This window comes from Polaromonas sp. CG_9.5, assembly GCF_035984465.1.
GTDB lineage: Bacteria > Pseudomonadota > Gammaproteobacteria > Burkholderiales > Burkholderiaceae_C > Polaromonas.
Map to the genome: position 1 here is coordinate 16,460 of NZ_JAXCHR010000011.1, position 26,784 is coordinate 43,243.

The window sequence follows — 26,784 nt, forward strand, 5'->3', positions numbered from 1 at the left end:
ACATTGGCAGGTGCAAGGAGCGCGCCAAGCGCCGAGTTTCGCCGATTTTCGCATGCGCAAAAATACGCGCTGGCGGCATCTGACAGCGCCAGCTTCGGTGTTGATAACGCTTGCGAACGGCTGAAAATCAGCATATTCCTACAAGCCCCGGCATTAAGATGGAATCTCCTTCATAACCCGCCATCGCCAGGAAAAAATGAAACCCAACGAACTTGCCCAAAGTCTTGATTTGCCCAAGCGGGCCGTGGCCCTGGTGCTGGCCGGCGGACGCGGCAGCCGCCTGATGAACCTGACCGACAGCCGGGCCAAGCCGGCGGTTTATTTTGGCGGCAAGTTCCGTATCGTCGACTTTGCGTTGTCCAACTGCCTCAACTCCGGCATCCGTCGCATTGGCGTCATCACACAGTACAAGTCGCACAGCCTGCTGCGGCATTTACAGCGCGGCTGGGCTTTCCTGAAAAGCGAGATGAACGAGTTCGTTGACCTGCTGCCCGCCCAGCAACGCAACGACAACGAAAGCTGGTACCGGGGCACGGCTGACGCCGTGTACCAGAATCATGACATTCTGGAGAGCTACGACGCCGACTACATCGTGGTGCTGGCCGGTGACCATATCTACAAGATGAACTACGCATTGATGCTGGCCGACCACGTGGCCAAGGGCCGCGACTGCACTGTCGGTTGCATTGCCGTGCCGCGCAGAGAAGCCAGCGCCTTCGGCGTCATGGCCATCGATGAAAACAGCATGGTGACCGAATTTCTTGAAAAGCCGGCCGACCCGCCGGGCATGGCCGACAACCCGGACATGTCGCTGGCCAGTATGGGTATCTACATTTTCAATGCGCAATACCTTTACAAGGAACTTGAGCGCGACATGGCCGACGAGTCGTCGAGCCACGATTTCGGCAAGGACATCATTCCGCGCGCCGTCAAAAACGGCCAGGTGGCGGCACATCCTTTTGCCCTCAGCTGCGTGCCGTCCAGCGATGTGGCCGAGCCTTACTGGCGCGATGTGGGCACCATCGACGCCTACTGGGAAGCCAATATCGACCTGACTGCCACCAACCCGGAACTCAATCTTTACGACCGCCACTGGCCCATCTGGACCTACCAGGCGCAGCTGCCGCCGGCCAAGTTTGTCCACAACCACGACGACCAGCGCGGCACAGCCATTGAATCGACCGTTTCGGGCGGGTGCATTGTCTCGGGATATGTTTTCCGCTCGGTGCTGTTTTCCAGCGTGCGCGTGCATTCCTACGCCAAGGTCAACTGGTCTGTGCTGTTGCCTGGCGTGCAAGTAGGTCGGGGTGCCAGCCTGAACCGTGTGATCGTGGACCGGGGCTGCACCATTCCCGACGGCCTGGTGATTGGCCAGGACGCCGAACTCGACGGCCAGCGCTTTCACCGCAGCGCCAACGGCATCACGCTGGTCACCGCTTCCATGCTCGCCAAGATCGCAGCATGAAAGTCCTGCACGCTGCCGCCGAGGTATTTCCGCTCGTCAAGACCGGCGGGTTGGCCGATGTGCTGGGGGCCTTGCCCGAAGCGCTGATAGCAGCAGGCGCCGACGTGCGCCTGGTGCTGCCGGGGCTGCCCGCCATCCTCAAAGGCATGAACGCGCTCCAGGTAGTGTGCGACCTGGGTGCGGTTTTTGGCGCAGGCCGCGTCACCTTGCGCCTGGGGCAAATGGCGCACAACCAAGTGGCGGCCTATGTGATTGACGCGCCTTATTTGTACCAGCGGCCAGGCAACCCGTATCTGATGCCAAATGGCCACGAGTGGCCCGACAACCTGCAGCGATTTGCCCTGCTGGGCTGGGTCGCTGCCCACCTGGCGGCAGGCGAGCTGGACCTCGACTGGACGCCTGACGTGCTGCACGCCCACGACTGGCATGCCGCCCTGGCCTGCGCTTATGTGGCCTGCCATCCGGCCAGCCGCGCGGCCACGGTGTACACCATTCACAACCTGGCGTACCAGGGCCTGTTTACCCAGGACGACTTTCACCTGCTCGGCCTGCCGTCGCGCCTGATGGTGCCGGTGGGACTTGAATTTCATGGCCAGCTGTCGTTTATGAAAGCGGGCCTCAAATACGCCGACCGCATCACCACCGTCAGCCCGAACTACGCCCGTGAAATTGCCACCGAACCCTTCGGCTGCGGCCTGGACGGCGTGATTCGCGCCCGTGGAACCGACGTGTCCGGCATCCTGAATGGCGTCGATGGCGCGGTCTGGAACCCGGCCACCGACCGCCTGATTGCCGCGCCGTATTCGATACTGGCGCTCGACGGCAAGGCGCTGTGCAAGACCGCCTTGCAGCAGGAGCTCGGCCTGACGGTGGAGGCCAGCGCGCCGCTGTTCAGTGTCGTTAGCCGGCTCACGTCACAAAAAGGCCTCGACCTGCTGATCGATGCGCTGCCTTCCTTGCTGGGTGTGGCGGAGTCGGGCGGCGCGCAACTGGTCGTTCTGGGCAATGGCGACCCGGCGCTGGAGGCCGCGTTCGTGGACGCAGCGGCGGTGCATCCGGGCTGTGTCGCGGTGCGGCTGGCGTACGACGAAGCGCTGGCGCACCGCATCATGGCCGGCGCAGACGCCATTCTGGTGCCGTCCCGTTTTGAGCCGTGCGGCCTGACGCAGCTCTACGCCTTGCGCTACGGCACCGTGCCCGTGGTGCGGCAGGTGGGTGGCCTGGCCGATACAGTGGTTGACGCCACCCATGCAGCGCTGCTGGACGACCAGGCCACCGGCTTCATGTTTGGCCCGGCCACGCCCGTGGCGCTGGCCGATGCGCTGCAAAACGCCATCAGCGCCTACCGAAGGCCTGACTTATGGCGTCAGATCATGGCGCGCGGCATGGCGCAGAATTTCTCATGGGATTTGGCCGCCACCCACTACATGGCGCTTTACCGCGATGTGGTGCAAGAGGTTTCTCCGGCGTTAGATGTCAAGACCAGCCTGTGACGGCTTCGACTTTGCTGGCAGCCCCGGCTAAATGCCTTGTATAGCTCTGTATAGAATTCTTTTCAGATTTCCTCCCTTTCAAGTCACCTTCACGCATGCTGGCAAGGTCTTGCCGGCAACCCTCATCAAAGGAGTCATCCCATGCAAGTAGCAACATCGATTTTCAAGGCCTATGACATTCGCGGCATCGTGCCCGGCACGGTTGACGAAGCCGTCGCCGAAGGCATTGGCAAGGCCTTTGGCACCATTGCGCTGGGGCAGGGCGAAACTGCCGTGGCCGTGGGCCGCGATGGCCGGCTCAGTGGCCCGTCGCTCAGCGCTGCACTGATGCGCGGCCTGGCCGCCGCTGGCATTGAAGTGATTGATGTCGGTATGGTCACCACGCCGATGCTGTACTTTGCGGCCAACACGCTGTGTCACTCGGGCATCCAGGTCACCGGCAGCCACAACCCGAAAGACTACAACGGCTTCAAGATGGTGCTGGCCGGACGCGCCATCTACGGCGACGACATTCAGGCCATCCGCGTCATGATGGAAGCCGAAATCTGGGCGCTGAAAGACGGCGGCAGCGTGCGTACCGAAGACGTAACGGCTGCTTACCAGGCGCGCATCGTGTCCGACATCAAGCTGGCGCGGCCCATGAAAGTGGTGGTTGATTGCGGCAACGGTATTGCCGGCGCGACGGCCCCGGCTATTTTTCGCGCCATCGGCTGCGAAGTGACCGAGCTGTTCAGCGAAGTTGACGGCAACTTTCCCAACCACCATCCTGACCCCAGCAAGCCCGAAAACCTGCGTGACCTGATCAAGGCGCTGCAGGACAGCGACGCCGAACTCGGCCTGGCCTTCGACGGCGACGGCGACCGCCTGGGCATCGTCACCAAGGACGGCCAGAACATCTACCCCGACCGCCAGATGATGCTGTTCGCGCGCGACGTGCTGAGCCGCGTGCCGGGCGGCACGATTGTGTATGACGTGAAATGCTCGCAGCGCCTGGCGCCCGAGATCGAAGCCGCTGGCGGCGTGCCGCTGATGTACAAGACCGGCCATTCGCTGATCAAGGCCAAGATGAAGGAAGTCGATTCGCCGCTGGGTGGCGAAATGAGCGGCCACATCTTCTTCAAGGAACGCTGGTACGGTTTTGACGACGGCACCTACGCCGGCTGCCGCCTGCTGGAAATCGTCAGCAAGGCGCCCGACGCCGGCGCGCTGCTCAACAGCCTGCCGACCAGCTTCAGCACGCCCGAACTCAACGTGCCGTGCGCCGAAGGCGAGCAGCACACGGCCGTGGCCGCGCTCGTCAAGGCCGCGCATTTCGACGCACCGGCCAAAATCTCGACCATCGACGGCGTGCGCGTGGACTGGCCGGACGGCTTCGGCCTGATCCGCGCCTCCAACACCACGCCGGTGCTGGTGCTGCGCTTCGAGGGCCAGACGCAAGCCGCGCTGGACCGCATCCAGGCCGACATGCTGGTGCTGCTGCGCAGCGTGAAGCCCGACGCGGAGTTTGCCGCGCCCGCGCATTGAACTCTGCGCAGCAAGGCCGTGCAATGACTTGCGACGGCCATTTTCTGATTCACCGCTGTCCCTCACCCCCACCCTCTCCCAACGGGAGAGGGTGCAAGAAATCCTGTTCCCTCCCGCGCCGGCGGAGGGTCAGTGCGCGGGCGTCCCCGAACCTGCGTATCTTGTGAAAATCCTTCTCGTCAAGCTGTCGTCCCTCGGCGATGTCGTGCATGCCCTGCCGGTGGTGCAGGACATTCTTGCGGCCCTGCCGGGCGCGCACATCGACTGGGTGGTTGAAAAATCGTTTACCCCCGTCGTGGCGCTGCACCCCGGCGTGCGGCGCATCATTCCGTGCGAAATCCGGCGCTGGCGCAAGTCGCCGCTGTCAGCGGTCACGCGCCAGCAGTGGAACGCCTTCAAAGCCGACCTGCAGCAAACCGACTACGACGCGGTCATCGACCTGCAAGGCCTGACCAAATCTGCCGTGGTGGCGCGGCTGGCCCGGCTGGCGCCTGGCGGCAAGCGTTACGCGCTGGGCAACCAGACCGACGGTTCCGGCTATGAAGCGCCCACGCGCTGGGTGGCTGACGTGGCGATAAGCATCACGCCGCACATCCACGCCGTGCAGCGTTCCCGCGAGCTGGCGGCCGCTGCGCTGGGCTACACGTTGCCATCCAGCCTGGATTTTGGGTTAAATCAGCCTGATGCGCATGCTGGACGGGCGCAAGCAGCTATTGAAAACATAGCGATCAAAAAACGGGTGGCGTTCGTGCATGGCACCTCCCGCGCGGACAAGGAATGGCCGCTGGCGCACTGGACTGCCCTGGGCCAGCGCTTGAATGCCGTGGGCTGGCAAATTGCGTTGCCCGCTGGCAGCGCCAAAGAGCAAGCCACCAGCCAGAAAATTGCCGATGCGCTGAATGCCAGCGATGGCACCCACGCCATCGTCTGGCCGCTGTTGCCGCTCGATGCGCTGACGCACGAGCTGGCGCAATGCGGCGGCGTGATCGGCGTGGACAGCGGCGTCAGCCACATCGCCGTGGCGCTCGATTTGCCGCATGTGCAGCTTTACAACTTCGACACCGCCTGGCGCACCGGGCCGGATGCCTCCAGCGGCCGGCAGGTCAGCGTGTTTGCCCAGCCCGCGCCGACAGTGGACGCCGTCTGGAACGCCTGGCTGGGTTGCCTTGAAGCGTCGAACGCCGGCCCCGCCCTGCAAACCGATGGCCGCGCCGCATGAGTGAGTGGGCGCGCGCGCTGTATTCGGTGGCGGTGACGCTTGGCCAGCCGCTGCTGCGCCGCAAACTGGCGCGCCGGGGGCAGCAAGAACCGGGTTACCTGGAAGCGGTCGATGAACGCTTCGGCTACTACACGCAGCCGCTTGAGGCCGCGTCCGAGCTGGTCTGGGTGCATGCCGTGTCGCTGGGCGAAACCCGCACCGCCGCCATGCTGCTCAAAGCCCTGCGCGCGCAGTATCCGGCGCTGCGTTTGCTGCTGACGCACGGCACGGCGACGGGCCGCGAAGAGGGCCGGGCGCTGCTCAAATCCATCGGCCAGCCGGGTGACGTGCAGGTCTGGCAGCCGTGGGACAGCCCGGCGGCGGTGGCGCGGTTTTTCAGCCACTTCAAGCCGCGCCTGGGCCTGTTGATGGAAACCGAAATCTGGCCGAACGCCGTTGCCGAATCCAGAAAGCGCGGCATGCCGCTGGTGCTGGTCAATGGCCGCATGTCGGCCAAATCGCTCAAGCAGGCGCTGCGCTTGTCGGCCTTGTCGCTGCCCGCCTATGGCGCGCTGTCGGCGGTGTACGCGCAAACCGAAGAAGACGCGGGGCGCTTTCGCCAGCTCGGCGCGCCGGTCGCTGGCGTGTTTGGCAACCTGAAGTTCGACGCCACGCCCGACGCCGTCCAACTCGAAAAAGGCCAACGATGGCGCGAAACGCTGGCGCAGCCGGTGCTGATGTTCGCCAGCTCGCGGGAAGGCGAAGAAAACGAGTTTCTCAAGCAAATAAGCGCTCTTGTGCACGCTGCACGGGCGCAAGTAGCTATGAATTCAGTAGCGACATCATCGCCAATATCCTTCAAGGCGCTGATCGTTCCACGCCACCCGCAGCGCTTTGACGAAGTGGCCGCGCTGGCCGTGCAGCACGGCCTGCGCGTGTCGCGCCGCTCGCAATGGAGCGGCAGCCCGATGGACAGCAAAGAAGCCATGACAGCCGATGTCTGGCTCGGCGATTCGCTAGGCGAGATGGCACTGTATTACGGCCTGAGCGATGTGGCCTTGCTGGGCGGCAGCTTTGCGCCGCTGGGCGGACAAAACCTGATTGAGGCTGCCGCCTGTGGCTGCCCGGTCGTGATGGGGCCGCACACCTTCAACTTTCTGGAGGCCGCCGCGCTGGCCGAAGCCGAAGGCGCTGCGCTGCGCGTGGCCGACATGGCTGAGGGCGTTGAGGCGGCTTTGAGTCTGATCACTGGTTCGCCCCCACTGGCCAGCGCCGCGCAAGCCGCGCAGGCAGGATTGGCCTTTGCCGCCCGCCACCGGGGCGCCACGGCCAGCACGCTGGCGGCGCTGCGGCGCTACCTCCAGGCAGACCGCGCTGCGGCCGACGCGTAGGCGGTCGCTGACAGCAGTGTGGGTCAAAAAATGATGTGCAGGCGCGTTATATCTGAATAGGCTTAAGGCTTCGACGTCGCCTCCCCAGACGCCTTTTGGTTTGCCCTTGACAACCTGCATGATGCGCCCGGTGCCTGGCGGTTTTGCATAGAGAAGGAAATTTTCAATGTCCAGATATGCAAAGTTCGCCTTGATGATCGTGACCTCAACAGCGTTAATGTTGGGTCTGATGTATCTCAATACCTACAGCCTGGATCATGTGTACTGGAGCGAGACCCGCGCCTACATGGCGCTCATCATGGGTGCGGCCATGACGCTGGTGATGCTGGCCTTCATGGCCGGCATGTACCCAGACAAAAAGACCAATCTGACTATTGTGTTGGGGGCTGCGGCAGTTTTTGGCGTGTCGCTTTATCTGGTGCGCAGCCAGCAAACCATTGAAGACGTGTCCTGGATGAAGGCCATGATTCCACATCATTCGATTGCCATCCTGACCAGCGAAAGGGCGCACCTGACGGATCCGCGCGTTAAAAAGCTGGCCGAAGGCATCGTCCGTGCCCAGCGTGAAGAAATTGCCCAGATGGCCGCACTCATTCGCGAGCTGGAGAACACCCGCCGGCCCTGAAGTATCCGCGTTTGCCTTTCATCAACCCCAAGGAGATTCCCATGACTAATGAGCTGTACAGCGCCTGCATCGAGGCTTGCCAACAATGCGTCGTGACCTGCAACCAGTGTGCCGCCGCCTGCCTGCAGGAACAAGACGTGAAAATGATGGCGCATTGCATTGCCCTGGATATGGACTGCGCACAACTCTGTGCTACAGCCGCTGCCATGATGGCGCGCGGCAGCGAACACGCCCGCGCGGTCTGCGCGGTCTGTGCCGACATCTGCCAGGCCTGCGGTGACGAGTGCGCCAAACACGACATGGAACACTGCCGCCAATGCGCCAAAGCCTGTCACCGCTGCGCCGAGGAATGCCGCCGTATGAGCGCCATGGCACCAGCCTGAGCCCCTGCCTGTATTTTTACAGCGGCTCAACGTCAGGATTTTGTCGTTCCCGCCTGCGCGGGAATGACGGATTCTCAAGATGCGGGGAGTGATAGCTTCCCGCTTCGCGTTCAAGTCAGCAGCATCAGGTATTCGGGGCGCTTGTTGGCCATGACCTTGAAGCTGCGCAGCACGTGGGTGAGTGCGGTAGCGGTGATGCCGTAGAGCCGGGTGAAGGTCACGTTCGATAAGCGGGGTTGTTGCTATTTTCAAGCATTCTAGGCCGCTTGCGCATGATGGACGTGCGCTGGCAGCTATTGATTAAAGAGCGGCTACAGCCTGGCAAACCTGCCCGCGCTGTCAGTGCGCCAGCTTGGGTTTCCGGCTCAATGGGCCGTCAACCCCCCAATACCGCGCATGACATCGGGTTTTAGGCCGGTGATAAACTGACTTGAACAGTCAGCCCGTGGAGCCAGCATGCAAATTGAATCAGCCTTGTGCAATAAGCGCGCCTCGCACGCTGCGGTGATGGCGCAGCCGGAGCCGTCGCAAACCTCTGTCACTTTTGGCGCTGTCACCGTCAAGGTGACGCCCCCGACACCCAGCGTGGTTCAGCGCAATATTGAAGCCGGCCAGGCCGCCTTGAGGCAAGCCAAGACGGCCCTTGCCAAGTCTGGCGTGAAAATTTCCCGTCCCAAAGGCCAGCCGCTTTACTTTGGCAGCTCAGACCATCCTGATCTGATCATCCGCGAAGTTGACGGAATCAGAACCTTCGGCACGTTCACCAGCGGTAAATTCCGGATTTCAAAAAACACCCGCCAGCTTGGCGCCGCCAATGAAGCGAAAGCCGCCAAGAAAGCATGACGGGCAAAGCCAGGCTTTCAGCTGCCATTAATGCGGTGATTGCCCAACAGCAGGCGTCCGGCAAACCTTTGGCCATTGTCCTGGCAGGCCATAACGGGTCAGGCAAATCGACCTTGTGGTACGAGCATCTGGCCAACACGCTGCAGATTCCCCTGATCAACGCCGACCGGATGATGTTGTCCATCCTTCCGGATGCACCGTTTCCGGCGTGGGCGGTGGCGCTTCGGGACAAGGACGAGGCCTGGATGGGCGTGGCGCAAAAGGGCGTCCAGTCTTTTGTGGCGCAGGCGATGGCCCAGGGCGTTCCGTTTGCCACCGAAACGGTTTTTTCTTACTGGAAAGAACATGCAGATGGCACCGTTTCAAGCAAGCTGGAGACGATTCAGGAATTGCAGAATGCCGGCTATTTTGTGCTCTTGATCTTTGTTGGCCTGGGCCATGTCGGCCTGTCGATGGCCCGCGTGTCCTCGCGCAAGGCCGCTGGTGGTCACAACGTGGACATCAAGAAACTGAAGGCGCGTTTTCCGCGCACCCAAAAAGCCATCGGCCATGCTTTGGCGCTGACGGACGCCGCCATCCTGGCCGACAACAGCCTCGGGTTGAAGCAGGCTTTTTCGGTGGTGAGAATCCAAATGGGTGCCAACGTCATTTTCGACACGCGCGCCGAGCGCACGCCGTCGCCCTTGATCAAGCAATGGATGGATGTGGTTTGCGGCGCTGAACTGCGCTGAACTGCGGAGTGTCTCAAGCCCTGCGCGACAGGGCCAGAATTTAAAGCCTTTTAGCCCGTCAGCTCAGGCGGTGCATGCGCTGGCAGCTATTGATTCAGGAGCAGTTCGGGTTTTTCGCTCACGCCAGCAGCGTCAGGTATTCGGGGCGCTTGCTGGCCATGACCTTGAAGCTGCGCAGCAAATGGGCGAGTTCGGCGTCGGTGATGCCGTAGAGCCGGGCGACGGTTTTGTCGTTTTGGGCGCGCAGCGTGTCTTGCGCCTTGGCGGTTTGCGGCACGTCTTTGGGTTGCACGTTGAACAGCGGCGCCAGCGCAGCAAAGTCGTCCCAGCTGGCCGCCAGGCTCAGCAGCAGGGCGTTTTTGGCGAGTTGGGTGAAGTCAGGGCTGGCCATGATCTCGTCGTCCGTCGGCTGCGGCATGGGCAGGCGGTAGAGGTAGGTTTGGCTGACGTTGATTTGAATCATCTGCCGCGCCAGCCAGTCCACCGGAACGCTGTTGAACCACGCCAGCGCAAACAGCAGGCGCAACGGCGACACCGCATGGGCGCTGACCTCGTGGCCCGAACCCGTCAAATACCTTTTGGGCGTATTGGCAAACATCGAATGCCCGAAGCCGCAATTCTTGGGCAGCAAGGAAAAAATCAAAGTCCGCTCGTCGGTGTCACGGGCAATGGTACGGAACACCAGCCGCACGTATTCCCGGTCATAGCGCACCGCGCTGGCGTGCTTCAACACTTCAGACTTGGGTACGCCCAAGTCCTGCGCCATGCGGTGCAGCTCCTTGCTTTTGAGCCGCAAGTCAAGGGCGGCGGCGTCCAGCCAGTATTGCGGCGTGTCGTACTGATGGCTGTATTGCCAGATCATCTTGCCTTCAAACAGCGGCAGCAGGCCCGGCGTTTCTTTTTCAATGAACAAATCCTTGTCATCGGTCATGTGCAACTCACGCCGAAAGTCCAGCCATTCAGGTGACAGCGCAGTAAACGCGCTGTAGCACTTTTCCAAAAGCGCCAGATCGTCACCGTCGCGCAGTTCCATTAGCGCCCAATGGTTTGGTGAAAGAGCCTTCAAGGTTTCCAGCGGGTAGGAAACATGGCGCGCCGGTTCTGCCAGTTCAGCCGGGTCGAGCACGTAAAAAGCCGTGTCGATGACGGCTTCTTGCGCAGTAGCGGGCGGACGGTTGACGATCTGCATCAGGGCGAATTTGTAGCTGCGATGCACGTCGGGAAAAATGCCCTTGTTGTTCTCGAAACTCCAGAAAAACGGCATCCGGCAATGCGTGAAGATGTGTTTGCGCAAGACCGTCGAGCCTTCTTCAAACATCAGCGCACTCGGCAAGACGTAATTCAGGCTGCCGCCCGCAGCCAGCAGCCCCAGGTTGCGCTCGACAAACAGACGGAACAGGTTGCCGTCGCCAGCGCCCTTGTTGAGCGGCGAGGCCGCTGTGTAGTAGTCATCGGCCACTTCCATCTCGCGCTTCGCGGTTTCGTAGGCGGCCTTGATGTGTTCGCTTGCCAGCAGCCGTTTTTGCACCGCCGCCTTCTCGGAATTTTTCAACGTGCGGTAGTTGCTGTGGTACTGCGGAAAAAAGTCGGCGTCCGAAAACTTGGTCTTGTCCCACGGCGGGTTGCCCACGATGATGTCAAAGCCTTTTTTGTCGCCGGCAAAGGCTTCAGGAAAGGCCACTTCAAAGTGAAAAAATCGGTAGCGCGTGGCATAGGCTTCGATTTGCTTGAGCGCAGCGCTTTTTTTGTGGCTGTCGTCAAACAGTTGCGTCAGCAGGTCGGGCGTTTTGCTCAACGCTTCGCAGCCTTTGGCGTCGCCTTCGGCCAGCAGCGCACGGCGGGTGCAGATGAAACTGAGCGCGCGCGACAGCAAATTGAGCTTGGGCGCAATGGTGTTTTTCCAGAGCGCCTTGGACTGCTCGACCTCTTCGGCGGTGGTATCGCGCATGGCGTCCAGCTCGTGCATCACACCGCGCAGGTCGTCAAAGCGGGCGCTCAGGTTTTCAACGAAAAAATCGTCTTGCTGCACTTCGGTGGCGTTGTAGCTGACGAAATCCTGCACGCTGGCGCCCATCAGCGAATTGCCGTGCTGCACATGGTGCTCAATGAAGGACAGCGGCGTGCCAAAGATAAAGCTGTCCATCCACAGCGACAGCCGCGCCAGCTCCACCGCAAACGGGTTCAGGTCAACGCCAAAAATGCAGCGCTTGAGCAGCGCGCGTTTCAGGATTTGCGCGTCTTCGGGCACGTAGCCGAGGTTCAAAAACTTCAGTTGCTCGGTGATCTTGGCGCTTTCGTCGGCCACCAGTTGCTGCAAGTCGGCGTCGGTGTCCAGCCTGGCCAGCGCCAGGTCGGTCAGGTAATTAAGGGCTTCCACCAGAAAATGGCCGCTGCCGCAGGCGTTGTCGAGGATTTTCAGGTTCATGAAAGCGCGGCCACTGGCCGGGTCGCTCACGCCGGCGGCGCTGTCACGGGCGGTGGCGGCGGCAATGGCGTGGTCGATGCTGGCCTTGACCAGCGGCTGCGACAGCACCGGCTCGGTGTAGTAGCTGGCCGTGGTCTTGCGCGAGTTGCTGGCGCTTTTCAGGAACACCTCGCCCTTTTTGACGCTGATCTCGCGCCATGCCTTAAAGCCTTTTTCCTTGCGCAGGTTGGCCGTGTCGTAGGTGTCGAAATAGGCTTCGACGGTCTTGCCCTTGGTCGCGCTGCTTTCATATTCGAGATACACGGCGTTCTGCGTGGCGCGCTCGAAGCGGAATTCGAGCAGGCCTTCGTAGATGCGGCCCAGGTGGGTGACGCTCATGTTCTTGAAGTCGCGCCGGGTATCAAACAACGTACTGCCCCGGTGCGTCTTGTAGAGCAGTTTTTCAAGCAACTGGCGCAAGGTGGCGTTGTTGAAGATTTTGGGTTTGAGCAGCAGCGGGGCACGCGTCGGGTCGAACAGGCCGCCGTTGAAGAGCGGAATGTCGATGTCTTCTGCGCCTTCGTCGAGCATTTCAAACAGTTGCTTGAGGGCATAAACCCCGTCGTGTAGCGTTTCGCGGTCGGCCATTTGCTGGCGAAGGGTCTGGTAAATGTGGCCCAGGCTGTAGCGCTGGTAGAACGGGTGCTTTTGTAAAAGCGCATGGTTCTTGTCTTCAAAGTACACGACGAACAACAGGCGAAACAGCAGCACCACGCTGTTTTCATAGACGCTGGCCAGGCTGGCCTGCGGGTTCGCCTGGTGAATCGCCCGGCCCATGATTTCAAACAGCGAGTCTTCACCGGCGTAGCCGTAAATCACGGCCTTGAGGTTTTCCTCGACCGCCAGCGTGAAGTCGGCCGAGGCGGCAATGGCTTGTTCAATCGCACTGGGCTGGCTGGCGTCCTGCGGCCGAAAATAAGTGTCCCGGCCAAAGAAAAAGGCAAACAAGGCCAGGCCTTCGGCTTTTTCAATGGCATTTTCAAGCGCTAAGAGGCGCTGCAGGTCGAACTCGACAAAGGTCTTTTTGGCGGTGATCTTGTCGGTGTCGTAGATGCGCCAGATGCGGCCATTGGTCAAAAAGCCAAAGCGCACGCGCAGGGTGCTGAGGTAGTCCTGCAGTTGATGGTGCGGGTTGGCCTTGCGGTCGGCCTTGCCGGTGTCCAGCGTTTTGTCCCACGCCTTGGACTCGCAAATCGCGGTGATGAGGGCGTGGTCTTTGCTGGCAATGAGCTGGTTGTCTTGCCCGGGCTGGCTGAGCAGGCACCAGTCGGGCTTGGCGAGTTTGCCTTGCACGGTGATGGTTTCCTGCGCGACTTTGAGCCAGCCGAGTTGGGTCAGCAGCGGGCCGATGAAGCGGTCTTCCAGCTGCGCTTCGCTGTAAGTGGCCAGCGCGGCGGCCTGAAAATGCGCGGCAAGCCACGCATCGAGTGCGTAGGGCAGCGGCTGGGCGGCCAGTTGGTTGGTTTTTTGAACAATAAAGCCGTCATCAAGCAGCGTGTTGGTCAGCCAGTGCTGCGGGAAGAGGTCTTGTTTCATGGGGTGCGGGTGTTGGAATGCGCCAGAGGCTGCGAAATGGAACGTTCAGCGGTGAAGTATGGTAGCGCGGCTATCGGGAAGCCCCGTCATCGCGTGGCGGCAGGCGGTGGCGGTGCATCGTGGATTGAAGGCGGGCCTGGATTGCCGCGCTGCGCTCGCCATGACGGTGGGGGAGGCGGGGCGCCGGTTTGGTATTGAAACGGGAATCAAAATAGCCAATTTTCAAGCTTTTCAGGCCGCTGGCGCACGCGGGATATGCGCTGGCCGCTATTGATTAAATAGCGGCTGCAGTTTGGCAAACCCGCCCGTGCTTTCAATGCGCCAGCCGAAACCGGGTGCCCTGAAAACTGAACACGGAACTGTGTGGCCGGATTTCTTCCAGTTTCACGTCGGGCACGGCCTGGCTGCCTGGGGTCAGCACTTGCTGGTTGACCAGCAGCACACGCTGGCCGGGGTTTTCTGAATAGACGACCCCGTTGATGGCCATGGCGGGGATTTGCCGGCGGATGTTTTCGGGCAGTTCGCTGAGCAGTGGCAATTCGGCGGGGGCTGCGCGGCTGGGGGCGGTTTTCGGGGCCGGCTCTGGTGCTGGCGCTGGCTGGGCTGGCGCGCTGGCGCTTGCCGGGATGGTTTTTGTAGTGGTGGTTTCGGCTTGGCTTTTGGGCGCTGCGGGCGCTACGGCGGCGGGTGGCGGCGGCGCGGGTTTGGGTGCAACGACGCGGCGCGGTGGCGCTTCCGGCTTGGGGGCTGGTTCGGATTTTTGAGGGATTGGCGCGGCGGTGACGGGGACAGGGACAGGCAGGGGTGTCGGCGTTGGAGGTGCAAGCGCTGGCACCGGCGGCAGGTTCGCCACGGCGGCGGGGCTGGCCATGGCTATTTGCGCATCGGCCTGACGTGGCGCACCGCCTGATGGCGCCCGCCAAAACCACCCGCCGGCCGCAGCGGCAGCGGCCAGCATCAGCACTGCGCCGGCCGCCAGCCAGCGGCGGTTTTGCGCGCCCGAAGTTTTTTGCACCGCAGGCGTTGTGACTTGCCGGGCGTGCAGGCTGGGCACCGTGCCGTGCTGGCGTTCGGCATCGGCCCGTTTGAGTGCATCAAGGATGTAGGACATAGGCGGGTCAGCTCAATCGGTTTGCAGGCGCGGCGCGGCCACGCCTGCGGCGTTGTCAATCTGCATGAAAGTCAGGGGGCCGGGTTGGCCGTCAGCCGCCAAGCCATGCGCGCGCTGAAAATCACGCACACGCGCCCGCAGTGCCTCGTCCAGCCTCGGCGGGGCGGGCGACGCTTGGGGTGCAGGCAGCCCGTCGAGCAGGCTCAACTGGTGGGCAAGGTAGCGGATGGCCGGGCCTTGACTGGCGATTTGCAGTTCCGGGCGGTAGGCCGGTGGCGCACGCCAGTAGGTGGCGAAGTCGCCGCGCCACCACTGGCCGAGCGTCACCCGCCTGACGTTGTGCCGCTGGCCTGCTATTTGCAGCGTAGCGGTCTGCTCGTTCAGGCCGATGAGCAGGGCGTATACCGGCTTGCCGCTGGCCGCTTGCAATGTCAGGATGCCGGGGCGGCCCAGCTGGCTCAGCAGCGGCAGGCTCAGGCCGCTGGCGCGGTAGCAATGCAGTTGCTGCGCCGTAGCGGCTTGGCACGGGTCGCCGTCGCTGGCGGGCAGCTTCCAGACGCCGCCCAGTTCGCGCCAGGCGATGTTGAGGTCTTGCGGCAAGTTGGGCCACAGCGTTTCTACGGCTTCGACGGGCAACAGGGCAGGCCTCAAGGTAAGCAACGGCTGGGCCGGAGCGGACGACGCTGCGCCCGCTGGCGGGGCTGGCGCAGCGGCTTGAGGCGGTAGCCGGGTCGCTTGCGCGGGCGTGTGCGGCGCGTTCCACAGCATGAAACCGGTCAGCGCAGCGCCTGCCAGCACGGCCAGGCCGCCCAGTGCATAACTTGCGCGTCGTGGGTGGGCAGCCGGCATGGCGACGTTGTCAGGCCCGAACACTTCAGCCGCCGCCTTGTCGACCACTTTGCGGTCTACGCGTTGCAGGCCGTTGGCCCACGCGCCCAGCAATGCGCGCCCGCACAGCAGGTTGATGCGCCGTGGCACGCCGCGCGCCAGGCGGTGGATGCGCTGGAGCGCGGGCGCGTCAAACGGCAGCGCGCCGGTATGACCGGCCACGGCCAGGCGGTGCGCGATGTACTGGGTGGTTTCAAACTCGGTCAAGGCGTCCAGATGAAAACGCGCCATCACGCGCTGGGCCAGTTGCTCCAGCTCGGGGCGTGCCAGCATGGCGCGCAGTTCGGGCTGGCCGATCAGCACGATTTGCAGCAGCTTGCGCTCGTTGGTTTCCAGGTTGGTCAGCAGGCGCAGCTGCTCCAGCACGTCGGGTTTGAGGTTTTGCGCCTCGTCGATGATGAGCACGCTGCTTTGCCCGGCGGCGTGGCTGTTCAACAAAAAGGCATTGAGCGGGTCAATGTAGTCCTTGACCGTGGGCGGGCTGGAGGCGGCCGGCGCGACGTTGATGCGGAATTCTTCGCAGATTGACTGCAGCAGTTCGGTAGCGCTGAGCTTGGGGTTGAAGATGTAGGCGACGTGGCAGCCGGCAGGAATCTGCTCCAGAAAGCAGCGGCAAATGGTCGTCTTGCCGGTGCCGATTTCGCCCGTCAGCAGCACAAAGCCGCCACCCGTGCCCACCGCTGCGCCGTGCGGCCCGGTGACGCCCGCCACGCCGTAGAGCAGGTGCGCCAGCGCTTCCCGGTGGCGCTCGCTCATGAAGAGGTAGCGCGGGTCAGGCGCAATCGAGAACGGGTCTTGCGTCAAACCAAAGTTTTGCGAATACATAAGGGCGAAAGCATAACCGGCGCGATTGAGCCGGCTGGCGCTGCGCTGCGCTGTCACGCCCGCCAGAAGCTTTAGCGGCATCAACGGGCAGCAGTCTGGCTGGATTTAAAGAAAAAACGGCCTTTGCGCAAGCTGCACAGGCGTTAGCAGCTATTTATTGAATAGCAAATATAGGGTTGAAAAACCTGTCAGCGCCCTGACTGCGCAGATTTTTGCAGGGCTATCGGGCGCTTTGACGCGGGCTGGTTCAGAAACTCAGCACCCGCCGTAGTTCTTGCTGCCAGTGGCGGTCAGCGTGTAGGTGCCGCCGCGCGGGCCGGTGTAGCAAATGGCTGTGCCGTTGGCGCCGGGGACGGGGGTGGAGCTGTTGGCCGCTGTCGTCGCGCCAACAGCGGCCAATGCCGTGGTGCTGGCCCAGGCTGGCAAGTCGCTCTTGCAGGTCGGCGTCACGGGTTCGGTGCCGTTGCGGTAAAACCAGGGCGCTTCCGGGTCGTTTTGCACCCACAGGCCTGACCTGGACTCGACCGCCTGGTCTTGCGCTTGCGTGAATTGCTGGCGCACAGTGGCGCTTACTTCGCACTGGTACGCCTTGTAGAACCAGGCCATGCCGGTGGCGACCTGGCTCAGGTTGACGTATTGGCAGTTGTCCGTGAACACGGCGCCCACAATGCGGTCGTACTGATCTGTCTGGGCATACGCCACCTTGACGGATTTGCCCAGCACGGAGGTAGACAAAGCGCTTTGCGACACGTAGCCAAACGGCTGCGCCAGTTCGGGCGCGTCAATGCTGTCGAGCCTGACCTTGTGCGAAACACCGGCCACGCTGAGGGTGAGCGTGTCGCCGTCATGCACCGCCGTGACGGCGCCTTGCAGGAGTTTGGGGCCGGCTTCGATGCCGCAGACGGTGGCCGCCGACGTTGGCGGCGTGACCACGGGCGTCGCCGGGCCATTGGCGCCATCACCCCCGCCGCAGCCCGCCAGCACGCTTGCAAAAACAAGAATCAGGATATTTTTCATGGTTTTCAGGGTGTTCAGGTTCTAGCCGTGAAGAGCTTGATGTTCCCGGCAATACGCCAGTCCGCCAAACCGCTTGGCGTTGTGCGTTGAATCAGTTGGAGCCGGTAAATCCGGCCAAGACTGCCGTTGCAGCGATATTTAGGCAGATCAGGCGCCCCGTCAGCGCGCCAGCAAGCCGTTGATTTGCTGCAAATCTTCGGGGGTCAGCGTGCCGCTGGCCTGGCGCAAACGCAGGTCGCCCAGCAGCACGTTGTAGCGCGCCTGCGCCAGGTCGCGCTTGGTCTGGAACAGCTGGCTTTGGGAATTGAGCACGTCGATGTTGATGCGCACGCCGACCTGGTAACCCAGCTTGTTGGCGTCCAGCGCGCTTTGGCTGGAGCGTTCAGCGGCTTCCAGCGCCCTGACCTGGCCCTGTCCCGACTGCACACCGAAAAAGGCGGTGCGCACATTCTGGGCGACGGTGCGGCGCGTGCCTTCCAGGTCGCTCAGGGCCTTGTCGCGCAAGGCCAGCGTTTCGCGGATGCGGTTTTGCGTGGCAAAGCCGGCAAACAGCGGCACATTGAGCAGCAGGCCAACGCTGCTGGTGTTGGCGCGGGAAGAAATGCCGCTTTGCGCCGTGGTGGACGGATTTCGGGTGACGTTGTAGCTGGCGGTGGCGTCCAGCGTCGGCTTGTGGCCGGCTTCGGCCTTCTGGACTTCCAGGTCGGCGATTTCTGCATTGCTCTGGGCCTGGCGAATGGCCGGATGCAGCAGTTCGGACTGCCGCACCCAGGTAGTGACCTCGGCGGGCAGCACGGTGGACAGGCTGACCGGCGCGGCCAGGGGTTTGGGCTGCGATTCAGTGACGCCGACCAGCTGGTCAAGCGCGATTTTCTTGACGCGCAAATCGTTTTCAGCGGCAATTTCCTGGGCCGTCACCAGGTCGTAACGCGCCTGCGCTTCGCGCGTGTCGGTGATAGTCGAGGTGCCGACTTCAAAATTGCGCTTGGCGGATGCCAGTTGCTCGGCGACGGCTTCTTTTTGCGCCCGCACAAAGGTCAGCGTGTCCTGCGCGGCCAGCACGTCGAAGTAGCCCTGGCTGGTGCGCACAATCAGGTCTTGCGACGCGGATTCGAGCTGGGCGCGGGCCAGGTCAACCTGCTTGAAACCTTGCGCGTAAGTGGCCCAGTTGGCGGGGCGGTACAGGGGCTGGATGGCGCTCAGGGTGGCGTTTTGCGTGTTGAAGCTGGTGTTGATTGAAGGCGTGGTGTTGTCAACGCCGATGCGCGATGCGCCTGCAGACAGACCGGCAATCGGCAAGATGCCTGCCTTGGCTTGCTCGGCACGGGCCAGGTTGGCGTCGTATTGCAGCTTGGCCGACTGGAAGTTGGCGTCAAACGCACGCGCCGATTCATACAGCTCCACCAGACTCTGCGCCTGCGCCACCGGGGCAAGCGCTGCCAGCGCGATGGCAATCGACAAAGGCAGCATCGACCGGCAGGACGCCGACAAGCGGGAAGGCAGTTTCATAGGAGTCTTGCAAAGTGGGATGAATCAAAAAAGAAACGCTCAGCGAATCTGCAGGGGGTTGCCTGGCCGGCGGCTCCGACGCCCGCCCTGCAAAACACGTCAATAACGTGCGACGGTCGGGTCAATCTGCTGCGACCAGGCGTCAATGCCGCCTTGCAGGTTGACGACTTCGCCAAAGCCGCTTTGCGCCAGGTAATTGGCCACTTGCAGGCTGCGCATGCCGTGGTGGCAAAGGCAGGCAATCGGGTGGTCATCGCCGAGTGTTTCCCGCAGCTCTTCGAGTCGGGCAGGTATTTCACGCATCGGAAGCGCCAGCAAACGAAAGCCATCTTCCTTGACGCACGCTGTCTGCACTTCCCAAGGCTCGCGCACATCGAGCACGATCGGCAGGCGCTCCGGTGCCGCGTCTGCCGTGGCGCGCTGACGCCAGACGGCGAAATCGGAAGGGTTCAATTGAGAAATCATCGGGCGGGCCTTGTGCTTGCGTCAGGGTTTCAGAAAACGAATTTAGACGGCTCAGGGAAATTGAGCAGCCGGGGTGCGACGGTGTCCCAGGCCTGGGTGGTGCGAAAGGCTTCCTTGCTGACGCGGGTGATCAGCGTGGCGCGCATCATCGGCTCGAACCCGACGATGGCGCTCAGCCGGCCACCCATCTTGAGCAAGTCAAGCAGCGACGCGGGCACGTCGGCGACCGAGCCGCTCAGCACAATCACGTCGAAAGGGCCGCGCAGCGGGCCGTTGTCGGACACGGCTTCAGCCAGGTTGGCAGCGCCATCGGCCAAGCGGACTTCGGCGTTGTAGATGCCGGCTTTTTGCAGGTTGCGGCGCGCGGTTTCGACCAGTGCGGGCTCGATTTCGAGCGAGATGACTTGCTGCGCGCGGTGCGCCAGCAGGGCTGTCATGTAGCCGGAGCCGGTGCCGATTTCCAGCACTTTTTCATGCTTTTGCACGGCCAGGTCTTGCAGGATGCGGGCTTCCACTTTCGGCTCCAGCATGCACTGGCTGGGGTTGTGCGCGGGTGGCAGCGGGATTTGCATGTCGACAAAGGCCAGCGCTTTGCAGGCCAGCGGCACAAAATCCTCGCGCCGCACCACGGCGAGCAGCGCCAGGATCTGGGCGTCCAGCACTTCCCAGGGGCGGATTTGCTGCTCAATCATGTTGAATCGGGCTTGTTCGTAGTTCATGGCGGACCTGTTGTTGGGCGATGTAAAAGAAGAGGAGGCGGGCATAGCGCGCAGGCGCTGATTTTAGACAGCGTACATGCGTCCTCCTGACGCTGCCAATCACCGCCGGGCGGGTCGGGCGTTTCATGCCGCGTCAGGTGGGCTGAACGGGCCCGCCGGATCCATCGGCTTGGGGCCCAGGCCGTAGAGAATGATGTCGAGTTGCGAGGCGATGTATCTTTTTGGCTCCAGCACCATCTGGTCGGGCAGGCAGACGCCCTGGGAGTGCCGGGTCAGCGTCATGAAAATCATCGGCGCCAGCACGCTGAAAACCGCATAGTCCAGATCAAGTTGCCGAAATTCAGCGCGATCCATGCCGCGCTGCAAAATCCGCCGGATCAGCGTGTGGCCGGGCTCAATGACCTCTTGCTGGTAAAAAGCGGCGATGGTCGGGAAATTGCCGGCTTCGCTCAGCACCAGCTTGGTAATGCCCGCCGCTTTGGTCGCGCCCATACGCTCCCACCAAGAGTTCATGCAGTAGGCCAGCATGTCGAAGGTGCTGCCCTGAAAGGCTTCAAAGTCGCTGTTCCATTCGGCAAACCGGCCCGAGATGTTTTCGCGCACGACGGCCTTGAACAATTCGTCCTTGCTCGGGAAATACAGAAACAGCGTGCCTTTAGAGACGCCGGCACGCGCTGCAACTTCTTCCACGCGGGTGGCGGCAAAGCCTTTTTCAACAAAAAGATCCAGCGCTGCAGCCAGCAGTTCACCCGGACGCGATTCCTTGCGCCGCTCTCGCTTGGTGGGGGCGACGGATGGGGCGGTTAAAGAATCGCTGGGAAGGGGTTTTTGCATAGTTACTGACTCGCTGGTTAGTAATGTAGCGTCTCGCCTTGGCGGCGTCAACTGACGGGGCGCGTCAGTCTATCAAACGGGCATGAATCGGCTGACGGCCAGCCCCAGGCATTCGCGCAGGATTTGCTGCGACGCCAGCAGCCCGCGTGGCGACGGCAGCCATTGCAAAAATCCGCTCTCGACCGGAAGGACAAAACCTGTCGGCGCCGGCGTGACGACCAAACCTGCGCGCTCGAAGGCATTCACCGAACGCGCCATGTGCCAGGCGTCGGTGACCAGGGCAATGCGCTGCACGCCGTCTTGCAGCAGCAGCGGTGCCAGCAGGCGGGCGTTGCCTGCGGTGTCGCGCGAGGCGCTTTCTTGCCAGCGCAGTGTGACGCCGTAGTCTTGCAGCGCCACCTGTCCGGCGACTTCGGCTTCTGACGCGGGTTGCATGCCGTCAGCCGCCCAGCCGGTGCCGCCGGTAAAAGCCACCGGCAGGCTCGATTGGCGCGCCAGCCACACGCCATAGCGCAGCCGGGCGGCAGTAGACGGAGACGGCTGGGGCAGGCCGCCGTATTCAGGCGCTGCAGGCAGCAAGCCGCCGCCCAGCACGACGATGGCCTGCACCTTGCCTGACTGCAGCTGCACCGCCGACGCTGCCGCAAACTGCGGCAACGCATGGCGACCCAGCCAGACCGCCGTGCCGTGGCAACTGAGCAGCCACAGCGTCAGCACCGCCAGAGTAGCCAGCGCCAGACCGCCGCGTTTTTTTCGCGCGGCCCGCAGCAACCCCAGCAGCGCCAGCAGCAGCAACGCCAGCGGCGGCATCGCTACGCTGGTCAGCAGCGGTTTCAGAAGACTCAGTTCCATCCAGCTTTCAATTTGCTATAAAAAAAATAGCTGCCAGCGCACGCAGGGCATGCGCCAGCGGGCTAAATGATCAATAAAAAGCCTGCAACCCGGTCTGCGCGCGGCCCAGAATCAAGGCATGCACGTCATGCGTGCCTTCGTAGGTGTTGACGGTTTCCAGATTGATCATGTGGCGAATGACGTGGTATTCGTCATGGATGCCGTTGCCGCCGTGCATGTCGCGCGCCATGCGGGCAATGTCCAGCGACTTGCCGCACGAATTGCGCTTGATCAGCGAGATCATTTCGGGCACGGCCCGGTCTTCGTCCATCAGCCGGCCCACGCGCAAACAGGCTTGCAGGCCGAGCGCAATTTCAGTTTGCATGTCGGCGAGTTTTTTCTGGATCAGCTGGGTTTGCGCCAGCGGGCGGCCAAACTGCACGCGGTCCAGCGTGTACTGGCGGGCACGGTGCCAGCAGTCTTCTGCCGCGCCCAGTGCGCCCCAGGCAATGCCGTAGCGCGCCTTGTTCAGGCAGCCGAATGGGCCCTTCAGGCCGCTGACGTTGGGCAGCAGGTTTTCTTCCGGAACAAACACGCCGTCCATGACGATTTCGCCGGTGATGCTGGCGCGCAGGCTCATCTTGCCTTCGATCTTGGGGGCGCTCAGGCCCTTCATGCCTTTTTCAAGCACAAAGCCGCGAATGCTTTCCTGGCCGCCGACCTTGCCATCGGGGTCTTCCAGCTTGGCCCAGACCACGAACACGTCGGCAATCGGGCTGTTGGTAATCCACATCTTGGCGCCGTTCATGATGAACCCGCCATCGACCGGCTTGGCACGCGACAGCATGCTGGCCGGGTCCGAGCCGTGGTTCGGCTCGGTCAGGCCGAAGCAGCCGACCCATTCGCCGGTGGCCAGCTTGGGCAGGTATTTTTGTTTTTGCGCTTCGCTGCCGTAGGCGTTGATCGGATGCATGACCAGTGAGGACTGCACGCTGATGGCGCTGCGGTAGCCACTGTCGACGCGCTCGACCTCGCGCGCCACCAGGCCGTAGCTGACGTAGTTCAGGCCGGCGCAGCCGTAGCCTTCAATCGTCGAGCCCAGAAAGCCCATCGCGCCGGCTTCCGTCATGATTTCGCGGTCAAACTTTTCATGGCGCGCGGCCATCAGCACGCGGGTCTGCAGTCTTTCCTGGCAGAACGTGTGGGCCGCCTCCTGCACCGCGCGCTCGTCCTCGGTCAGTTGATCGTTCAGAAAAAGCGGGTCTTCCCAGTTGAATTTGGTTTTCATGGTGCGTGTCCTTGAAGTGGTGGGCAAAGTGTAGTGCGCAGCGCGGGGTGCGCTTCGGAGGGGCTTGTTTTGCGCCTGTATTGTTGAGCCGGCATGGATACTTGTCCAATAGCAATTAATGATCCAACGATATATTATTTATATCTATGGAATTTCGACACCTGCGCTACTTTCTGGTTCTGGCTGAAGAGCTGCACTTTGGCCGGGCCGCGCGCCGGTTGTCGATTTCGCAGCCGCCGCTGTCGCTCAACATCCAGCAACTCGAAGCGTCGATTGGCGCCAAGCTGTTCACGCGCAACAGCAAACAAGTCGCCCTGACCGCCGCCGGGCTGGCGTTTGTGCCCGACGCCCGCGCGCTGATTGACCAGGCGGCGCAGGCCGCCAGCCATGCACGCGATGTGGGGCAGGGCATGGCGGGTAGCCTGGCTATCGGCTTTTCCGGCACCATGCTCTACAGCGGGCTACCCGATATTCTGGAAAATTTTCAGACCCGGCATCCGTTGCTGCGCTTGATGCTGAAAGAACTCAGCTCCAGCGAACAATTGATGGAGTTGGCGCTAGACCGGCTCGACATCGGATTTGTTCACACCACGCGCGTGCCGGCCGAGCTGTCGCAGATACGGGTGTCGAGCCAGGCATTTGTGGCGTGCCTGCCGGCGGGCCATGCGTTGGCGCAGCAAAAATCGCTGTCGCTGCAGGCCTTGCAGGGCGAGCCGTTTGCCGTGGTGTCGCGCACGGTGTCGCCCGACTACCACGACCGCATCATCGCCATTTGCCTGGAGGCCGGCTTTTACCCCGAGATTCGGTATGAATTGCGCCACTGGCTGAGCGTCGTGTCGCTGGTGTCGCAGGGCATGGGCGTGGCGCTGGTGCCGGCGGCGCTGGGCAAGTCGGCGATGGCCGGCACGGCGTTTGTGCCGCTGGACACGCCCACCACGCCGTACGACACGCATTGTTTGTGGAAAACCTCGCGCGACAACCCGGCGCTGACAGCTTTTGTAGAAGCCGTGCGCGCCGCCCATGAAGCGTGAACGGGCAATTGCGCACTGACCGACTGCCCATCGCGTGATGCAGCTAAAGTGACCGAAAACGACTGCGCACTGATGAAATTTGCTACAAAAATAATAGCTGAAAGCGACCGTTCTACATGGGCTAAAGGCATTTTCAAAAAGTAATAACCAACGACTGTTGGCTTGAATCTTAGTGTTAATTTAAACCAACTTAACGAGATTTCCGAAACTTACGAAATGAACTAAAATTTGCCTAGTCCACGTCAAACCGGTTCCCAACTATCAAGGAGCCAAACAGCACGGACGAGGACAGTGAAAGGTTCAAATGATCGTACTTAAAGCCACGCAAGACAAATTTCTCAGCGTCTTGCAATCTATTGCAGGGATTGTTGAGCGGCGGCACAAGCTGCCCATTCTGGCAAACGTAATTGTGCAATGTACCGGTGCCAATTCTTCCGAGTTGGTCGGGGCGTACGAGCCAAACAAGACCGCTAGGGCCGCAGTCCAGCTTTTTCGACCCTCGCCCTCACGTATGCAAGCACGCAATAACTCGCATTTATCTGCTGGGTTGAAGTTAGCCCGCAGCGGAGCCATGACAGCTGGACTTGGTTGTGTTGGCTTTTTCTCATCTAGCAAAGCCAACTTGCGTAACGCGCCGTAAGGCGCGCCATTTTTAGAAATATACGCATGAACACCCCAACCAATCACTCACCGTCTGCCACAGAAACCGCCTTACTGCGCCATGGTTCCTCCACTGACAGCCTCTACGCCACAGCCACACAAACGCAAGCATTGCTGCGCTCCGGCGCGCAATACCGTCGCGAGCGCATGGACGCTGCCGACATGATCTCCACCGACGAAGCCGCTGCACTGGCGGGTTCCACCCGTGTAACGATTAACGCTTGGATCAAGGCGGGACGCTGCATTGGAGTGGTGTATTTGCGCCGTGGATTCAAGTTGCCGTGCTGGCAGTTTGAGCCTGTCATCTGGCCTGTGCTGCAGCCTCTAGCCAAAGCTTTGGGCACCAGCGATGGCTGGCAGTTGCTGTCGTTTCTGGAGTCTCCCGCCAACGCGTTGGACGGCCAGACTCCCCGCGCAGCACTGGAGCAGGGCACCACGCCCGAGCGCATATTGGCATTGGCAACGGCTGAGGCTTACTGACCTCGTCCATGAACTTCAAAGACCTCAATCCTCCGATTCTTGAAATTTCCGCCCACCAAACTTGGCACCGCGTGCAGCGCAAAAGCGTCAGGCGCGGTAGCGTCCGCCTCAATGGATATGTGTTGGCACCTACTGGCGGCTTAACCGGCCGATTCGACTTGGCCGACGAGCCAACTGCTTACTTGGCAGATTCGCCGGAAACGGCGCTGTATGAATCCATGTTTCGCCGCGAGGTGCGCAGTTGTCATTGGGATCGCTTGCTGGAGCGCACGATGGTGGCTTTCGAGACATGCGCCAGATTGCGTCTGGCGGATTTGCGTGGTTTGGAAGAACGCTACCCCGTACTGCAATCCATGCGTTATGAAACCAGTCAGAAGTTTGCGCAAGACTGCCGGCAACAAGGTTTGCACGGCATTCTGTATGCATCGGCTCAGCATCCACAGCACAGTTGTGTGTGTTTGTTTAGGGAAGCCATCGAACAGACCAAAAAGCTGACCGCCTTTGCGTTGGTGGAGTCAGGCACCGACAATTTGCTCAGATCCGTGGCCAACGCAGCGCGCGGTTCACAGATGCCAATAATTCGGGAATAGGCTGGCGTGACGAGCGGCTAGCCGACTTGGTGCCTTTCATGCCACGATGGCTTGGAGCTATCGGCTGCTGGCGGGGGTATTTGTTCTGGCCGCGCGGACGTTGCTGGACTAGGCCGCCAGCCGTGCGCGCCGCCCATGAAGCGTGAACGGGCAATTGCGCACTGACCGACTGCCCATCGCGTGATGCAGCTAAAGTGACCGAAAACGACTGCGCCCGGAACCGGCAAGGTGCCAGCGGGTCTATCCCTTTCATCACGACTATCAGCACAAAGGAATCCATCTCATGAGCGAATTGCAAACCATCACCCTGGGCGGCGGCTGCTTCTGGTGTACGGAAGCCGTGTACGTCAAGGTGCGCGGCGTGGCGGATGTGGAATCCGGCTACAGCAACGGCCAGACAACCCGGCCCAGCTACGAAGAAGTGTGTACTGGCCGCACCGGCTGCAACGAAGTCGTGAAACTGAGTTACGACCCGGCAGACATCACGCTGCGCGAAATTCTGGAAATCTTCTTTGTCATCCACGACCCGACCAGCCTGAACCGCCAGGGCAACGACGCCGGCACGCAATACCGCAGCGGCATTTACTACGAAACGCCTGAGCAAAAACAGGTGGCGGATGACTTCATCCGCGAAGCCAGCCAGGACAAGACCTTTGGCAAACCCATCGTCACCGAAGTGCTGCCGCTGGCGAATTACTGGCCGGCAGAAAGCTACCACCAGGATTATTTCGAGAACAACCCGAACCAGGGCTATTGCGCCTTTGTGGTCGGGCCGAAGGTCGACAAGTTCCGAAAAACCTTTGCCGCGCGCGTCAAGGACTGACGCGGGGCGGGCGGGCGTCTCAATTGATTGAGAAAGCCCGTAATTTCAATAAAAACAGCC

At 61.7% G+C, this 26,784-nt stretch carries 23 protein-coding genes and 1 pseudogene; 14 read left to right on the plus strand and 10 right to left on the minus strand.

Translation table 11 applies throughout. The annotated features are described in order from the left end of the window. The first annotated feature begins 196 nt into the window (after positions 1-196). The 9 genes from glgC (at position 197) to RCH06_RS10410 (ending at position 9,653) form a co-directional block, all read left to right on the plus strand. Positions 197-1,465 (plus strand): glucose-1-phosphate adenylyltransferase, encoded by a 1,269-nt coding sequence (gene glgC, locus RCH06_RS10370; protein ID WP_327081385.1) that lies wholly within the window; start codon positions 197-199, stop codon positions 1,463-1,465. Continuing rightward, positions 1,462-2,958 (plus strand): glycogen synthase GlgA, encoded by a 1,497-nt coding sequence (glgA, locus tag RCH06_RS10375; protein ID WP_327081386.1) that lies wholly within the window; start codon positions 1,462-1,464, stop codon positions 2,956-2,958. The genes glgC and glgA overlap by 4 nt, the downstream gene beginning before the upstream one ends. A gap of 141 nt (positions 2,959-3,099) precedes the next feature. After that, positions 3,100-4,482 (plus strand): phosphomannomutase/phosphoglucomutase, encoded by a 1,383-nt coding sequence (locus RCH06_RS10380; protein ID WP_327081387.1) that lies wholly within the window; start codon positions 3,100-3,102, stop codon positions 4,480-4,482. Positions 4,483-4,645: 163 nt separating this feature from the next. Further along, complete coding sequence (waaC, locus tag RCH06_RS10385) at positions 4,646-5,701, plus strand: lipopolysaccharide heptosyltransferase I (protein WP_327081388.1); 1,056 nt, start codon at positions 4,646-4,648, stop codon at positions 5,699-5,701. Beyond that, positions 5,698-7,071, plus strand: coding sequence for a 3-deoxy-D-manno-octulosonic acid transferase (locus tag RCH06_RS10390; protein ID WP_327081389.1), 1,374 nt, complete (start codon positions 5,698-5,700; stop codon positions 7,069-7,071). The genes waaC and RCH06_RS10390 overlap by 4 nt, the downstream gene beginning before the upstream one ends. 166 nt (positions 7,072-7,237) lie before the next feature. After that, entirely contained in the window at positions 7,238-7,696 is a 459-nt protein-coding gene (locus RCH06_RS10395) for a DUF305 domain-containing protein (protein ID WP_327081390.1), read from the plus strand. Positions 7,697-7,737: 41 nt separating this feature from the next. Next, entirely contained in the window at positions 7,738-8,079 is a 342-nt protein-coding gene (locus RCH06_RS10400) for a four-helix bundle copper-binding protein (protein ID WP_327081391.1), read from the plus strand. Positions 8,080-8,535: 456 nt separating this feature from the next. Next, positions 8,536-8,922 (plus strand): hypothetical protein, encoded by a 387-nt coding sequence (locus RCH06_RS10405; protein ID WP_327081392.1) that lies wholly within the window; start codon positions 8,536-8,538, stop codon positions 8,920-8,922. Next, positions 8,919-9,653: a zeta toxin family protein gene (locus tag RCH06_RS10410; RefSeq protein WP_327081393.1), complete on the plus strand. Its 735-nt coding sequence runs from the start codon at positions 8,919-8,921 to the stop codon at positions 9,651-9,653. The genes RCH06_RS10405 and RCH06_RS10410 overlap by 4 nt, the downstream gene beginning before the upstream one ends. Before the next feature lie 118 nt (positions 9,654-9,771). Here the strand turns inward: RCH06_RS10410 and RCH06_RS10415 are convergent, their stop codons facing one another. From RCH06_RS10415 to RCH06_RS10460, 10 genes are all read right to left on the minus strand, one after another. Beyond that, positions 9,772-13,653: an Eco57I restriction-modification methylase domain-containing protein gene (locus RCH06_RS10415; RefSeq protein ID WP_327081394.1), complete on the minus strand. Its 3,882-nt coding sequence runs from the start codon at positions 13,651-13,653 to the stop codon at positions 9,772-9,774. A gap of 313 nt (positions 13,654-13,966) precedes the next feature. Next, positions 13,967-14,764, minus strand: coding sequence for a general secretion pathway protein GspB (locus RCH06_RS10420; protein WP_327081395.1), 798 nt, complete (start codon positions 14,762-14,764; stop codon positions 13,967-13,969). Between the two features lie 12 nt (positions 14,765-14,776). After that, positions 14,777-16,477, minus strand: coding sequence for an AAA family ATPase (locus tag RCH06_RS10425; RefSeq protein ID WP_442799640.1), 1,701 nt, complete (start codon positions 16,475-16,477; stop codon positions 14,777-14,779). A gap of 255 nt (positions 16,478-16,732) precedes the next feature. Then, complete coding sequence (locus RCH06_RS10430; protein WP_327081397.1) at positions 16,733-17,494, minus strand: thermonuclease family protein; 762 nt, start codon at positions 17,492-17,494, stop codon at positions 16,733-16,735. Positions 17,495-17,653: 159 nt separating this feature from the next. Continuing rightward, positions 17,654-19,003 (minus strand): TolC family outer membrane protein, encoded by a 1,350-nt coding sequence (locus tag RCH06_RS10435; RefSeq protein ID WP_327081398.1) that lies wholly within the window; start codon positions 19,001-19,003, stop codon positions 17,654-17,656. A 99-nt stretch (positions 19,004-19,102) separates the two neighbouring features. Further along, a complete protein-coding gene (locus RCH06_RS10440) occupies positions 19,103-19,468 on the minus strand; it encodes a rhodanese-like domain-containing protein (protein WP_327081399.1) in 366 nt (121 codons plus the stop codon). A 29-nt stretch (positions 19,469-19,497) separates the two neighbouring features. Then, complete coding sequence (locus RCH06_RS10445) at positions 19,498-20,187, minus strand: protein-L-isoaspartate O-methyltransferase family protein (RefSeq protein WP_327081400.1); 690 nt, start codon at positions 20,185-20,187, stop codon at positions 19,498-19,500. 123 nt (positions 20,188-20,310) lie between these two features. Next, positions 20,311-21,021 carry a TetR/AcrR family transcriptional regulator gene (locus RCH06_RS10450; RefSeq protein WP_327081401.1) on the minus strand — a complete coding sequence of 237 codons (711 nt, stop codon included), beginning with the start codon at positions 21,019-21,021 and terminating at the stop codon, positions 20,311-20,313. A gap of 72 nt (positions 21,022-21,093) precedes the next feature. Next, a complete protein-coding gene (locus RCH06_RS10455; protein WP_327081402.1) occupies positions 21,094-21,873 on the minus strand; it encodes a YdcF family protein in 780 nt (259 codons plus the stop codon). A gap of 70 nt (positions 21,874-21,943) precedes the next feature. Beyond that, positions 21,944-23,140 (minus strand): acyl-CoA dehydrogenase, encoded by a 1,197-nt coding sequence (locus tag RCH06_RS10460; protein ID WP_327081403.1) that lies wholly within the window; start codon positions 23,138-23,140, stop codon positions 21,944-21,946. Positions 23,141-23,286: 146 nt separating this feature from the next. Between RCH06_RS10460 and RCH06_RS10465 the strand changes: the two genes are divergently transcribed. From RCH06_RS10465 to msrA, 5 genes and pseudogenes are all read left to right on the plus strand, one after another. Further along, the gene (locus tag RCH06_RS10465) at positions 23,287-24,171 is read left to right on the plus strand and encodes a LysR substrate-binding domain-containing protein (RefSeq protein WP_327081404.1); all 885 of its coding nucleotides are present in this window, start codon (positions 23,287-23,289) and stop codon (positions 24,169-24,171) included. Positions 24,172-24,475: 304 nt separating this feature from the next. Continuing rightward, positions 24,476-24,595, plus strand: a pseudogene (locus RCH06_RS10470) (DNA polymerase III subunit beta); the annotation flags it as partial. 242 nt (positions 24,596-24,837) lie between these two features. Then, positions 24,838-25,311 (plus strand): hypothetical protein, encoded by a 474-nt coding sequence (locus tag RCH06_RS10475; RefSeq protein WP_327081405.1) that lies wholly within the window; start codon positions 24,838-24,840, stop codon positions 25,309-25,311. A gap of 8 nt (positions 25,312-25,319) precedes the next feature. Beyond that, on the plus strand, positions 25,320-25,901 hold the full coding sequence (locus tag RCH06_RS10480; protein WP_327081406.1) for an RES family NAD+ phosphorylase: 582 nt from the start codon (positions 25,320-25,322) through the stop codon (positions 25,899-25,901). Between the two features lie 283 nt (positions 25,902-26,184). Then, positions 26,185-26,724, plus strand: a complete 540-nt coding sequence (gene msrA / locus RCH06_RS10485) for a peptide-methionine (S)-S-oxide reductase MsrA (RefSeq protein WP_327081407.1) — start codon at positions 26,185-26,187, stop codon at positions 26,722-26,724. Positions 26,725-26,784 lie beyond the last annotated feature (60 nt).